The organism is Metallumcola ferriviriculae (assembly GCF_035573695.1).
Classification (GTDB): domain Bacteria; phylum Bacillota; class JADQBR01; order JADQBR01; family JADQBR01; genus Metallumcola; species Metallumcola ferriviriculae.
This window is the reverse complement of sequence record NZ_CP121694.1, coordinates 36319-48936: the sequence shown is the minus strand read 5'-3', so window position 1 is coordinate 48936 and position 12618 is coordinate 36319. Positions and strand designations below refer to the sequence as shown.

13 protein-coding genes, 1 riboswitch and 1 other annotated feature are annotated in these 12618 nt (G+C 45.3%); of the genes, 8 read left to right on the top strand and 5 right to left on the bottom strand.

What is annotated here, in order from left to right; all coding sequences use genetic code 11:
• Positions 1-46 precede the first annotated feature (46 nt).
• The gene (locus tag MFMK1_RS00210; protein WP_366923187.1) at positions 47-1264 is read left to right on the top strand and encodes an EAL and HDOD domain-containing protein; all 1218 of its coding nucleotides are present in this window, start codon (positions 47-49) and stop codon (positions 1262-1264) included.
• Between the two features lie 67 nt (positions 1265-1331).
• Here the strand turns inward: MFMK1_RS00210 and MFMK1_RS00205 are convergent, their stop codons facing one another.
• Together MFMK1_RS00205 and mgtE are read right to left on the bottom strand one after the other, a co-directional pair.
• Positions 1332-3011: an S-layer homology domain-containing protein gene (locus MFMK1_RS00205; protein WP_366923186.1), complete on the bottom strand. Its 1680-nt coding sequence runs from the start codon at positions 3009-3011 to the stop codon at positions 1332-1334.
• Between the two features lie 159 nt (positions 3012-3170).
• Positions 3171-4508: a magnesium transporter gene (gene mgtE, locus MFMK1_RS00200; RefSeq protein WP_366923185.1), complete on the bottom strand. Its 1338-nt coding sequence runs from the start codon at positions 4506-4508 to the stop codon at positions 3171-3173.
• A 70-nt stretch (positions 4509-4578) separates the two neighbouring features.
• Positions 4579-4744: riboswitch (M-box (ykoK) riboswitch) on the bottom strand.
• Between the two features lie 87 nt (positions 4745-4831).
• Between mgtE and ligD the strand changes: the two genes are divergently transcribed.
• From ligD to MFMK1_RS00175, 5 genes are all read left to right on the top strand, one after another.
• Entirely contained in the window at positions 4832-5770 is a 939-nt protein-coding gene (gene ligD, locus MFMK1_RS00195; protein WP_366923184.1) for a non-homologous end-joining DNA ligase, read from the top strand.
• Positions 5771-6240: 470 nt separating this feature from the next.
• Positions 6241-6441, top strand: coding sequence for a 4Fe-4S dicluster-binding protein (locus MFMK1_RS00190; RefSeq protein WP_366923183.1), 201 nt, complete (start codon positions 6241-6243; stop codon positions 6439-6441).
• A gap of 137 nt (positions 6442-6578) precedes the next feature.
• Entirely contained in the window at positions 6579-6788 is a 210-nt protein-coding gene (locus tag MFMK1_RS00185) for an FmdB family zinc ribbon protein (RefSeq protein ID WP_366923182.1), read from the top strand.
• A gap of 75 nt (positions 6789-6863) precedes the next feature.
• Positions 6864-7781 carry a glycosyl hydrolase family 18 protein gene (locus MFMK1_RS00180; protein WP_366923181.1) on the top strand — a complete coding sequence of 306 codons (918 nt, stop codon included), beginning with the start codon at positions 6864-6866 and terminating at the stop codon, positions 7779-7781.
• A gap of 8 nt (positions 7782-7789) precedes the next feature.
• Positions 7790-8410 (top strand): DUF3786 domain-containing protein, encoded by a 621-nt coding sequence (locus tag MFMK1_RS00175; RefSeq protein WP_366923180.1) that lies wholly within the window; start codon positions 7790-7792, stop codon positions 8408-8410.
• 101 nt (positions 8411-8511) lie between these two features.
• On the opposite strand, the gene MFMK1_RS00170 is transcribed toward MFMK1_RS00175, so the two are convergent.
• The 3 genes from MFMK1_RS00170 to MFMK1_RS00160 are packed head-to-tail and all read right to left on the bottom strand — an operon-like array spanning position 8512 to position 9240.
• Positions 8512-8748 carry a hypothetical protein gene (locus MFMK1_RS00170; RefSeq protein WP_366923179.1) on the bottom strand — a complete coding sequence of 79 codons (237 nt, stop codon included), beginning with the start codon at positions 8746-8748 and terminating at the stop codon, positions 8512-8514.
• A gap of 12 nt (positions 8749-8760) precedes the next feature.
• Complete coding sequence (locus MFMK1_RS00165; protein WP_366923178.1) at positions 8761-9078, bottom strand: hypothetical protein; 318 nt, start codon at positions 9076-9078, stop codon at positions 8761-8763.
• A gap of 15 nt (positions 9079-9093) precedes the next feature.
• Positions 9094-9240, bottom strand: a complete 147-nt coding sequence (locus MFMK1_RS00160; protein ID WP_366923177.1) for a hypothetical protein — start codon at positions 9238-9240, stop codon at positions 9094-9096.
• Positions 9241-9449: 209 nt separating this feature from the next.
• Positions 9450-9718: a binding site (T-box leader), on the top strand.
• Between the two features lie 316 nt (positions 9719-10034).
• Here MFMK1_RS00160 and ilvE point away from each other — a divergent pair.
• Positions 10035-10910 carry a branched-chain-amino-acid transaminase gene (ilvE, locus tag MFMK1_RS00155; protein WP_366923176.1) on the top strand — a complete coding sequence of 292 codons (876 nt, stop codon included), beginning with the start codon at positions 10035-10037 and terminating at the stop codon, positions 10908-10910.
• A gap of 27 nt (positions 10911-10937) precedes the next feature.
• Positions 10938-12599: a dihydroxy-acid dehydratase gene (gene ilvD, locus MFMK1_RS00150; protein WP_366923175.1), complete on the top strand. Its 1662-nt coding sequence runs from the start codon at positions 10938-10940 to the stop codon at positions 12597-12599.
• Positions 12600-12618 lie beyond the last annotated feature (19 nt).

Here is a 12618-nt window from a genome sequence, read left to right as displayed (position 1 = left end):
ATATTAAGTCAATTACTTCCTTGGTGTACGAAATGGGGGCAAAATGATGGATGTTTTTATGGCCAGGCAGCCAATATTTGATAAGGAACAGCAGGTTTTTGCGTATGAGCTTCTATTTCGGGCTAATGAGAATAACTGGTTCCAATTAGGCAGTCGGAACTTGGATCAGGCAACTGCCGGGGTTATAACCAACAGCTTTTATAATATCGGTATCAACGAAGTGACCGAGGGTAAACGGGCCTTTATAAACTTTACTGCAAACTTATTGGAAAACGAAGTGGTAACCATTCTGCCCAAGGAGCTAATCGGGGTAGAAATCTTAGAAAGTGTTCTGCCATCAGAGGATGTTATTAAAGTTTGTAATCGGCTGAAAGCATTAGGTTATTTCTTGGTATTGGATGATTTTGTCTATAAGCCGGGATTTGAGGAGCTGCTTGAAATAGTAGACATAGTTAAAATAGATTTTTTATCCACTTCCCCTGAGGAACGGAGGGACATTGTCCCTCGCCTAGGGAAATATAACGTCAAATTTTTAGCAGAGAAGATCGAAACGGTGGAAGCGTTTAATGAAGCGGTGGACCTGGGCTATACATACTTTCAAGGCTACTTTTTCTGCAAGCCGATTTTGATTTCATCAAAGGAAATTTCGGGAGTTAAGGCGCATTACTTGAAACTTCTAGAAGAGGTCAGCCGGGCTGACATGGAATTTGATAATGTTGAAGCCATTGTTCTGCGGGATGTGTCGTTGACATATAAGATGCTTAGATATATTAATTCAGCCGTTTTTGGTTTTCAAAGAAAGATTGAATCCATTAAAGAGGCGATGGTAATCCTAGGCCAGGTCGAAATAAAGAAGTGGCTTGCGGTTGTAGCTTTAAGTCTCATTGGCAGTGATAAACCCGATGAAGTGATAAAAACGTCACTAATCCGAGCAAGGTTTGGCGAATTACTTGCGGCCAAAACAAGTTTAAAGGACCAATCTGCAGATGTTTTTTTGATGGGGCTCTTTTCCTTGATAGATGTCTTAATTGGGCGGCCGATTGAACAGGTTTTAAATGAGGTGCTGCTGCCTGATAAGGTTAAGGATGCGCTGCTGGGTGAGCAAAATAAATTTAACACCATTCTAGGGATAATAAAAAATTATGAGCTTAACAGTTGGGATCAAATAGCCCCTTTGGCAGATGAGCTACAAATTGATTATAAAGATATTCGCAATGCCTATCTTGATGCACTCAAATGGATAGATTTCTTAGAATATGAGTAATTCAAAATTTCTATTGGTTTAAAAAGCCACAGTGAAAATTTCACTGTGGCTTTTATAGAATATTAGTTTAGGAATTTTTTCGCATAGTCCGGGCCAGCATTGTACTGAATTCTGCTCGCGTAACAGGGGACTGGGGTCTAAAGGTGCCGTCGTCGTAGCCGCTGATAAGGCTTTGCCCTTGCATGTTGATGATATTTTCGTAAGCCCAGTGACTTGGTTCTACATCTGTAAACCCTTGACCGGGAGAACCTTGGCCGGAAAACACTCTGCTAAGAAGGGCGGTCAGTTCTGCCCGGGAGATTGATGCCCGGGGTCTAAAGGTATTATCGTCATATCCGCCTACAATTCCCATGGTGGCAGCAGTGTTAATAGCGTTATAGGCCCAATATGTGCTGTCTACATCCGTGAAATTACTTTCTTGGCCCGCCGGAAGCCTCAGCCAGCGCATTAGCATGGCTGTGGCCTCAGCACGAGTTATGCTCGCATTTGGTTTAAATGTACCGTCGTCGTAGCCGCCCACAAGTTTTTCTTGATAAAGATAATTGATGTCAGCAGCGGCCCAGTGTGTGGAAACATCACTAAAAACATCCGAAGCTTTGGTGTTGCCGCTTGCGTCTGTATCACTGTTTTCGGGGGGCGGATTATTGGTACCGCCATCTTGAGAGCTTCCGCTATCATCAGGGGGATTTCCCTGTTCAGGCGTATCCGGACGCTGTTCGCCCCGGTCCGCCGGTTGGTCTCTATCTTCACTGCCTAAAGAACGTAGGAAACGGCGGTAGCTATTCCAGAATTCGGAATCTTCAAGACCTAGGCGCCAACTGGCGGCCCCTGCCAAATTATATTTGTTCACCAACTCCAATTTTGACCCTAAGCTATGGGAATTTTCAAACCACAGCTGGTGGTAGTTTCCTTCGGCGTCTTGAAAAGATAAATAAGGTGACTGTGAGGTATCATCCCACTTTGTTTCAGCTAAATATTCAGCAGCCACAGTAAGGGCACCCTGATGCCCAACTTCTTTATACCTTTCACCGTTAATCCACCACCGCCCGTAAAAAGGTAACCCCAAGACTAACTTTTCTGCAGGGACAGTCTGCAGTACGGTTTTAACGACTTTTTCAACCCAGGTCATCCCTGCTATTGGCCCGGGGCTTTCCCAGTGCTGATCATAAGTCATCACTATGATGTAGTCTACTAACTCGGCCAACACTTTATAATCATAGGCCTTCACCCAACCGATGCCGGGATAAGATTGTGTTGCCGGTAGAGCAATGGATAAGACCTTATCCATTTGATGCATTTCGGCCGCCAGTTTTTTTACAAACTTATTGAACAGTTCCTTATCCTCTATTGGAATGTTTTCAAGATCCAGGTTTATTCCATCCAGGTCATAATCCTTTACGGCGGTTGTAATGGTAGTGACTATCTTATCTTGATTGAGCAGGGCTTGATGGCCGGCACTCTTATCAAAATGGTTACTGACAAATGGAATTACTTTAAACCCCTTGGCCTGGGCAGTTTCGACAAAATTTCGAGAAACACTTACGGACAACTGCCCGTTATTATCAATATTGAAGTAATCGGGCATTACATTATTTAATGTATCCTGAAGTGGTTCTAACTGTGTCAGGTAGCCGGTGCTGGAGCTGCCATATAAGTATGTAATACTCAGTGGTTCCTGCCCGAAGGCGGGAAGAGTTGTGGAAAAAAGAAAACCCAATACAAGAATAGATGACAGTATTTTTTTCAAAGTAGATCCCCTCTCCGCATAATTATATGCCTTCGTTAATTCACTCTAAATAGGGGATTCCCTTTAGGTAAATAAAACCAATGCGAAGCGGATTTCGTGTAAAACCAAAGAGTAATATTAAAAACCCGGCGGTGGAGCCGGGTTTCATGACTTCTTACCTTATATCAGTTTGCTCATAAAGAAGGTGGCAGTGGAAAAGTAGATAATCAATCCGACAATATCGTTAATGGTGGTAATAAATGGTCCCGAGGCAACTGCGGGGTCGATTCGGAAGGTGTTGATAATTAATGGTATCACTGCGCCCGCCAGAGTAGCAGTAATCAGTGTCGCCCAAAGCGAGAAACCAATGACCAATCCAAGATAGGGATTTCCCTGCCAGACAAATGCTATAGCAGCTACCAGTAGGCCGCAGACAGTGCCAATTAAAAGCCCAGTGCCTGCTTCGCGTTTGACTATTCCCCACACATCTTCCCTGGTGAATTCCCCCAGGGCAAGACCCCGGACCACCACCGCCAGCGATTGGGTACCGGTATTCCCTGCCATATCCGTTATCAAGGGAATAAAGGCGGCCAAGATTACCAATTGGTTCAAAGTAACTTCAAAAAAGGAAATGATGTTGCCGGATAAAAGATCTACAAATAATAACAGTATTAGCCAAGGTAAACGCCGCTTAGCAGATTGAAAGGCGGATACCTCAAGTTCATCAATTTTCCGTATTGCAGAAAGCTGGCCAATATCCTCAGTGGCTTCTTCCTTCAATACATCCAAAACATCATCCACGGTAACAATTCCCAATAGAACATTGTCATCATTGATTACCGGTACAGCCAGGAAGTCGTATTTATCAATCACTGCAGCGACTTCTTCCTGGTCCATGGTTACGGGCACTGAAACCACCTTTTCGGACATGATGCTGCCGATGGTTTCACCGGGACCGGCTACTATTAAATCACGCAGGGATAATACGCCTGCTAGTTGGTTTTTATTATTGGTCACATATATATAGTAGATAGTTTCTGCGTCGGGTGCGATAAGGCGCAGGCTTTCAATGGTTTCTTTCACTGTAGAAGCTTTTTTTATGGCCACATATTCGGTGGTCATCAAACCGCCTGCTGTTTCCTCGGGGTAAGCCAGCAGTTCTCTGACATCGTCGGCGTCCTCACGGCGCATCATTCCCAGGTACTTTTCCGCCAGAGTTTCTTTAAAGCTTCCCAGCAAGTCTGCCGCATCGTCAGAGGACATTTCGTTCAGAACTTGGGTAAAGCGTTTTACGCCCAGCTCTTCTACTACGGGAAGCTGCTCATCGTAATCAAGCTCCTGAAGGATGTCTGCCAGCATTTCCGGGCCAAGAAGACCATAGATAACTTGTCTTTCATCGGTGGTTAGGTCCAACAATAGGCGCGCCTGGTCAAAGGCCTGAACTTCTTCAAGTAGGTCCGCTAATCTTTCACGGTTGTTAGCAGCGATAGCACTGCGAAAAAGGTTTAACATTTCCATTTTTACCACCCCCATCAAAGCGAAATAGCACAAAAAAACCCTTCACGGCAAGTGAAAGGCACAATAAATAAACCTGCTTCACTTGTTGAGCTTTGACACTGTATAGCGTAGGGGATAACCCAGCCACATTAGGTAAAACCTTAATCCGGTAGTACCTGTTGTACCCATTGGCGTCTCTCGACGTTTCCGGGCAGTGGCCTGTTTCCACACAGGAGCCTCACCTAACAAAGTCAGTTGAGTTATGGTTATTTTTTCCCCTTCACTATATCATTTATAGATATTGTTATCAATAGTGGGCAGGATAAACCTCGGAGGGATACTTAATGATGTTGGGAAAGCCGTTTAAGCCCATGGATCCGGTATTAGTGGACGAAATTTTTGATAATCCTCGCTGGGCCTATCAGGTAAAATGGGATGGAGTGAGGATATTGGCTCACGTACAAAGGCAGGGAATAGAGCTGTTTAACAAGCGATTAAACCGGCGTACCGACCAATACCCGGAAATGCAGGAAATCATTCAGTCGGCAGTGGGCAAAAGGGAAGCTTTATTGGATGGAGAAATGATCGCTCTCCGTAATGGTAAACCTAATTTTTATGACCTAATTCGTCGAGATTGGTCCACTTCACCGGGGGTAATTAAAGCCTTGGTTAGCAGCATCCCGGTATGCTATATGTTGTTTGATATTTTGTATCTAGATGGTAAAGAACTTCGGAGCAAGTCCTGGGAAGAACGCCAATCATTACTTCAAAATAACATCAAGATATCTTCGCAATTGGTAATCACTGACGTTGTTTACGAACATGGAGAAACATTGTTTGAAGCAGTGAAGACTCAGGGGTTAGAGGGAGTAGTAGCAAAGGAAAGGCACAGCAAATATTTAATTGGTGGAAAAAATAAGCTGTGGCAGAAGATTAAGGTGATGCAGCAGCTGAATTGTTTGGTCGGTGGATACACTGTTAATAGTGGCTTAGCGGCATTACTGTTAGGAGTTTTTTCAGAACGCGGACTGATATACATTGGCCGGGTCAACGCTGCGTTAAAAAGTACGGAAAAAGGAGAACTGCTCAATTTCTTGAAGAACAATGTCCAAAAAGACAGCCCTTTTATTAATAAAACTAGTGGTAAAGGGATTTATTGGGTCAAACCGTACCTGCCGATATTGGTTGAATTTTTGGAATGGACGGATGACCTAAAGCTACGTCATCCCAAAATAATTGGCTTTAGCGGGGTGAAACCAAACAAATGTACCCTGCAAAAATAGTATGCTACACTTGATGTATAGGAAATTATGGGTTGTTTATAATTTCCGATACATGGGGGTTTTTAAGGGGGCATGCCCCCTTATGTTAAATGCAGGAGGGTCTACCCGCAAGGGGCATGCCAAAACTCTACAGCAACAAGTTGCTAAGAGTTTTGCAACAGCGAAGCGACCTAGGGCGAGTGGCGTCACGAATAAGTGACGCCAAGGTACGAGCGCCGCCGAGTCGGTGAGGCGGCCGGGTGCAAAGCACCCAGGGGTTCCCTGGGTAAGAATATAGAGAGACTTGGCAACTTGTTGCCTAGTCGATCTTAATGCCCTTGGGTGCAAAAGCATTACCTTTAAGTGCCGGAAGGCATTAAATGCTTTTGTTCTTCTGGGAATTATGGGAAACGCATATAATTAATGCCGGCGGCAGGAATCTGGCTGCGGTTGTCGAAATATTTTAAAAAAGCAGTGGAGGGGGATTTTACATGGCTAAGAAATTTAAATTTGATTATGTCATTCGTGCGGATGAGTGCTGGGATTGCGCTACCTGCGTGACGGAGTGTAGGGATGAAGCTGTATTTGTGAACGAGGAACAAAGGTATGAGATAGACGACGATAAGTGTATACGCTGTGCCCGTTGTTTTAAGGGATGCCCGGTAGATGCCATTGAAAAGGTTACTGCCTAAGCGTTTGCTCGGCTAAAAATATCATTTTTTTTTGAGAGTGTTACCTTTTCTGTTTATAATAGAGGTAACACTTTTTTCTGGTCAGAAAGTATAAGTTCTGGGGGGCAAACGGCCAGATATACTGTAAGGAGGAAATTATGCCTAATTATGATTTCCGCTGCCAACAGTGCAGCCAAAAATTCAGCAGACGGGTAAGTATAGCTGAAAAGGATAAGGTGACATGCCCAAAATGCGAGGGTAAAGCGGAACAAATATTTACCGGCTTTCTTTATAGTAAACCCGGAGGTGAATCCGCTGGAAGTAGTGGTTGCTCATCATCTAACTGCCGCGGCTGCTCCGGTTGTTAATGGTTATGTAATTTCGCTGCACTTCCCTGACCTGATGCACATATGATAAGGTAAAACGGTTAGGGAAGTGACACTATGCGGCAGACAAAAATTCTAGCTTATTGTTGGCCTGGGAAGGACAATGGAGCCGCCTTTGATTATGCTAAAACCATCGATTATTTGGCTGTAGTGGGATTTACACTCAATCAGGCGGGAGAGGTATGTGTCCCGGGTGGTTTTACTCAGTTACTGCCCGTAAGGGAGCGGGGGACTGAGCTGTTGGCGGTGTTACAGAACCTGGGTGTGCAGGGTTTTGACGGAGAGATGTTGAAAAAGGTACTGGAAAGTCCCGTTAGTAGGCAGGCGTTAGTGGATAATTGTTCAAATATTGTCAAGGCCCATAGTTTAGCGGGGATACACCTGGACTTTGAAAATTACGGGGGAGATTCGGCCCTGCTCAATCACTTTGTCCGGGAATTGGCGGAAGCATTAAGGCCGGACCATTCAGTGAGTATGGCATTACCGGCGAAGACTGCGGCTACCACATGGTTTACCGCATACGATTATAAAGGTTTGGCAGGGATTTGCGATTTTGTTGTACTGATGAGCTACGATTTGCATTGGCCGGGAGGGGAACCGGGTCCGGTGGCCGCCGTGCCCTGGATGGAACAGGTGGTGGATTTTGCTCTCAGCAGGGGCTGGAAGAAACAACAGCTTTTCCTGGGGGTTCCCCTTTACGGTTATGATTGGCCCGAAAAAGGCAAGGGAAAAGCCATTTTGCATCACCAGGCGATAGAATTGTTGCGAAAGTATGACATTGAAAGCCGCTGGCACCGTCGCCATTGCGAAAGATACTTTGAATACGTGGCCGGTGATGTCCCGCATAGTGTATGGTATCAGGATGAGCAGGCTATTAGATATAAGGCATCCCTGGCTCACGATATGAGACTGGCCGGGGTGGGCATTTGGCGGTTAGGTTTTCATTTTCCCGGAATGTGGAAAGTTTTAAGGTAGGTGTATTTATGTCTCAAGAAGTGTATGGAAATTATGAAGGTGGGTACCGGCAGGCCGTTGAGCTGCTGGCGGCTGGTGACCCAAAGTTAATGGCAGAATGCAGTGGTACGGGCTTTGACGAAGAAAAGTCCAGGTTTTCAGTGAACTACTGTAACCGTAGCTATTATGTCTCTTTTCCCCAAGGTGAGGTAACCTCACCTGCTGAATATGTGAACAACGCGGATAAGCAAATTTTGGCGTACTATTTGGCTCGGGCCAGTGGCCTTCCCCTGCGGAACAAATGGCTTTCCTTCATGCAGCTTCCCGGTGGGCCGCACCATTATGCCCTTTTTAAACAGGAAGCAATTGACCCGCTAGCAGTAAAATTTGGCCGACACATGGGAATATTTAAAAGTATTGCTGAGGGGATGGGCGGTACTCCTATTAAAAGCGGCGATGCGGGGTATAGCATTCCGGTGTTACCTAAGATTCCTCTTGGGGTGGTAATTTGGGCGGGTGATGAAGATTTTTCAGCATCTGCGAACATTGTCTTTGATGATAGCGCTGCGACATATTTAAGTACTGATACGCTCTATCTTCTAGGAATACAACTTTCTTTAAAGATACGCTGGCGGCTGCAGGAATTTTAAAGGCCGGGTTCCCTGACTGGGGCCCGACCTTTTAATTATATCATTTAGAAGTATGCTTCTGCCCTATACTTAAACACTTACCAGCTTTAATTAAGCTTAACTTAACTTTTAGTGTTGTCTTGTGGGTCACCACGATCAACTTTCATGCCGCCTCGCCCTACATAGGCAGGCGGGTTTACCGACACAGTGACATTAGACCTCTTGCCGTCTGCGATTTCGGTGGCAAATTCCGCGTTGGTACCCATGGGGTCATATGGAGGTTTTGTTTCTGCGGCGTCTCCGGCACTGTGTTGTTTTAGCTTTTCTTGTTTATTATTTTTTTTCTGAGGATTTTTCAAAGTAACGCCTCCTTATTGTTTGCTTTGTGGCGGAAAGTTTTGGTGAAATTCCCTATCTTCACCGTAAAGCTGCGATTGCATGTGTGGTTCTGAAGAAGTTTGCTGCTGCTTTTGACTCCGGCCATTAGGCTCCAATAAATCCAGTGCTACCTGGAAAGGCATACTGGTCAACTGTTCCATAATACCCAGAGAACGATTGATATTACGGCCGGCAGTGGATGATTGTTCGTCGTTACTTCCCGCCCAGATATCTTGTGCAGCCCTAAAGGGCATGGTAGTTAATTCCTGCATCAGGCGGACGCTGTTGCGGGCAATATTATTAAGAGCCATTTTGCGTATCACCACCTATTGATTTCTTTTAAATGCTATTACTACTACTTCCTCACCTGGTTCGGTTTCTTTTTGCATCGTATTTAGACTATTTTCGAGATCCAGCAGCCTGTCAACGGCGTTATGAGATAGTGATGCATATTCCCATCCTTCCACGCTCACTAGTAATCTCTCCTTTCATAAAAATTGTTTTGTAGTTAGTATTCCAGTCATGGCGGCTAATATGTATCGTCTGCTGAGACGACTCAGCTTTGATTAAAATCTGCGTCCGGCCCTGGATTTACACATTTCTGCTCGTATCAATTTTAACGAAAATTAATCTTGACACCCTCTGCGTGTTTGGGTATACTAATGTTTAAAATACACAATTTGAAAAGGCAATGAGGAAGACATGTTGCGGGTAAGTCCCTGATATTAGAGAGCCGGGGTTAGGTGAAAGCCCGGCATTATACTTACTGAGTAATATCCCTTCCAAGCTGCGCCGCCCAAATGAGGTACTTGGACTTTGATTTTGCTAAAGTAAGCGGCCGCCGGGTAAGCGAACGCCCGTTACAGCGTCCTGTGTCACTGGCACATGATTAAGAGGCTGCATTTTTAAAGCAGCAATCAGGGTGGTAACGCGGGTCCTCTCGTCCCTATTTTATGGGATTAGAGGGCCTTTTTATATAGTTTGTTAGATACCCTGAAAAAATTTTAGGTTGATTAGTGTGGTACAGTCAAAGTTAATAAAGAGGGAAGTGTACCTAGGGTTCCGCGGCCTGTGGCCGGACTGGACCGAGCGGTACAGGCATACTTTAGGTATGTTACACCGTGGGGATAAAAGACTCAGCGGATAGGTTCCACTCTGGGATTTATCTGTGGGTCTATTTTTATACTTTATTCTAAACTACTTACCCTTTGTGTCATGCTGATATAGCTTAAGATGCAGTGGGGGTATAAAAAGGGGGATTATATTCATGGGATTAGTAATTTATTTTGATGGTAGCTATGTGCAGGAGGAAGCAGCGAAGGTTTCGGTGTTTGATCACGGATTACTTTATGGAGACGGTGTTTTTGAAGGCATTAGGGCTTATCACGGTCGTGTATTCAAACTTAAAGAGCATATTGATCGGTTGTATGAGTCTGCGCGCACTATTCAGCTGAAAATTGAATTGACCCATGAGGAAATGACTGAAGTTGTTTTGGAGACATTACGAAAGAATGACCTGCGGGATGGTTACATTCGTTTAGTAGTTACCCGTGGTAAGGGCGACCTGGGTCTTGACCCGAGAAAGTGCCCTAATTCGTTGGTATTTTGCATTGCTGCAGGTATTCGCCTTTATCCTGAGGAGTTATATGAAAAGGGGCTGGAGGTTGTCACTGTGGCTACACGGCGTAATGTGCCCGAAGCCATGAATCCCAGAGTAAAGTCCTTAAACTACTTGAACAATATCATGGCTAAGATTGAAGCAACCATGACTAATTCTCCCGAAGCCATCATGCTTAATAATGAAGGATATGTAGCAGAAGCAACTGGAGATAATATCTTTATAGTTAAAAATGGAGAGCTGATTACTCCGCCGCCTTTCGTAGGCATCTTGGAAGGGATTACCCGTAATTCGGTGATGGAGCTGGCTGAGAAAAGAGGCATAAAGGTCAGTGAGAAGGTGTTTACTCGTCATGATATCTATATTGCTGATGAATGCTTCTTTACCGGAACAGCTGCAGAAGTTATTCCGGTAGTTAAGGTAGATGGCCGGGCGATAGGCGATGGACAGCCCGGGGAAATGACTAGAAACCTTATAGCAGATTTTCGTGAGCTCACAAAATTGGATGGTCCCCCTATCTATTAATAAAAACAGCAGATGGGAGTGATATTAATGAAAAGCAAACTAATGAAAGACGGCATCAATCGCGCACCACATCGGTCCCTGCTGAAGTCCACTGGGCTTACCAATGAGGAAATAAATCGCCCGTTAGTGGGTGTGGTAAATTCTTTCAACGAGGTGGTACCCGGCCATATACATCTGCGTGAAATTGCAGATGCTGTTAAGGCTGGTGTGCGTATGGCCGGCGGTACGCCGCTTGAATTTCCGGCTATTGCCGTCTGTGACGGCTTAGCTATGGGACATGAAGGCATGAAGTATTCCTTGGCCAGCCGGGAATTAATTGCTGACTCTGCAGAAGTTATGGCGCAGGCTCATGCCTTTGACGCTTTGGTATTTATACCCAATTGCGACAAAGTAGTACCGGGTATGTTGATGGCTGCCGCCAGAATTAATGTACCTACTGTATTTATCAGTGGCGGGCCCATGCTGGTAGGACGACTGAATAATAAAGATATGGATTTAAACCAAGTGTTTGAGGCAGTGGGAGAGTATGAAGCAGGTAAAATTACCCGTGAACAATTGGAGGACGTGGAGAACAATTCCTGCCCCGGCTGCGGTTCTTGTTCAGGTATGTTTACTGCTAATTCCATGAACTGTCTCACGGAAGCACTGGGCTTGGGATTACCGGGTAACGGTACTGTACCCGCGGTACATGCGGCAAGGAAACGATTGGCCAAGCAGGCAGGTATGCAAATCATGAGGATGCTGGAAGGGGACATTAAGCCCCTAGATATCTTGACTGAACAGGCTTTTGAAAATGCTCTCACCGTAGATATGGCTATGGGATGTTCCACAAATACTATTTTGCATCTTCCCGCCATTGCCCACGAGGCGGGTATTGAGTTAAGTTTGGAAAAGGTTAATGAAATCAGCGCCAAGACACCACACCTATGTAAACTCAGTCCTGCCGGTGAGCACCATTTGGAAGATCTTGACCAGGCCGGCGGTATTCCTGCGGTTATGAAACAATTAGATGATTTAGGGCTTATCAACAGTCAATTGATTACCGTTACCGGCGGTACGGTGGCCGAAACTGTAGCCGCTGCTTCTAATAAGGATAATACTGTTATCCGTTCTTTTGATAAGGCTTATAGTAAAAGCGGTGGGTTGGCGGTTCTTTGGGGCAATTTGGCCCCGGATGGTGCCGTGGTGAAAAAAGCTGCTGTTGCCGACAAAATGCTTACCCATCAGGGCCCGGCCAGAGTTTTTAATTCTGAAGAAGAAACGGTAAAAGCTATTTGGGCCAAAGAAATTAAACCAGGTGACGTAATTGTGATTCGTTATGAAGGGCCAAAAGGCGGCCCCGGTATGCGGGAGATGCTTACCCCCACCTCTGCCGTGGCCGGTATGGGATTAGGCGAATCGGTAGCCCTGATTACCGATGGACGGTTTTCCGGTGCTACCAGAGGAGCATCCATTGGCCATATTTCTCCCGAAGCGGCTGAAGGCGGACCTATCGCCTTGGTAGAAGAGGGAGATACTATTGCAATAGATATACCAAACAACAGCATCAAACTGTTGGTAGAGGAAGAGGAATTAGAAGGAAGGCGCCGTAATTGGCAAAAACCAGAACCAAAAATTAAATCCGGATATATGGCTCGCTATGCTAAATTGGTGACATCGGCCAGTACCGGTGCGGTATTTGAAAAATAATGGAGGTGGCAGAAATTGG

Coding starts and splice junctions, on each gene's coding strand:
- MFMK1_RS00210 (WP_366923187.1), top strand. CDS start 47: ATGGATGTTTTTATGGCCAGGCAGCCAATATTTGATAAGGAACAGCAG.
- mgtE (WP_366923185.1), bottom strand. CDS start 4,508: ATGGAAATGTTAAACCTTTTTCGCAGTGCTATCGCTGCTAACAACCGT.
- ligD (WP_366923184.1), top strand. CDS start 4,832: ATGATGTTGGGAAAGCCGTTTAAGCCCATGGATCCGGTATTAGTGGAC.
- MFMK1_RS00190 (WP_366923183.1), top strand. CDS start 6,241: ATGGCTAAGAAATTTAAATTTGATTATGTCATTCGTGCGGATGAGTGC.
- MFMK1_RS00185 (WP_366923182.1), top strand. CDS start 6,579: ATGCCTAATTATGATTTCCGCTGCCAACAGTGCAGCCAAAAATTCAGC.
- MFMK1_RS00180 (WP_366923181.1), top strand. CDS start 6,864: ATGCGGCAGACAAAAATTCTAGCTTATTGTTGGCCTGGGAAGGACAAT.
- MFMK1_RS00175 (WP_366923180.1), top strand. CDS start 7,790: ATGTCTCAAGAAGTGTATGGAAATTATGAAGGTGGGTACCGGCAGGCC.
- MFMK1_RS00165 (WP_366923178.1), bottom strand. CDS start 9,078: ATGGCTCTTAATAATATTGCCCGCAACAGCGTCCGCCTGATGCAGGAA.
- ilvE (WP_366923176.1), top strand. CDS start 10,035: ATGGGATTAGTAATTTATTTTGATGGTAGCTATGTGCAGGAGGAAGCA.
- ilvD (WP_366923175.1), top strand. CDS start 10,938: ATGAAAAGCAAACTAATGAAAGACGGCATCAATCGCGCACCACATCGG.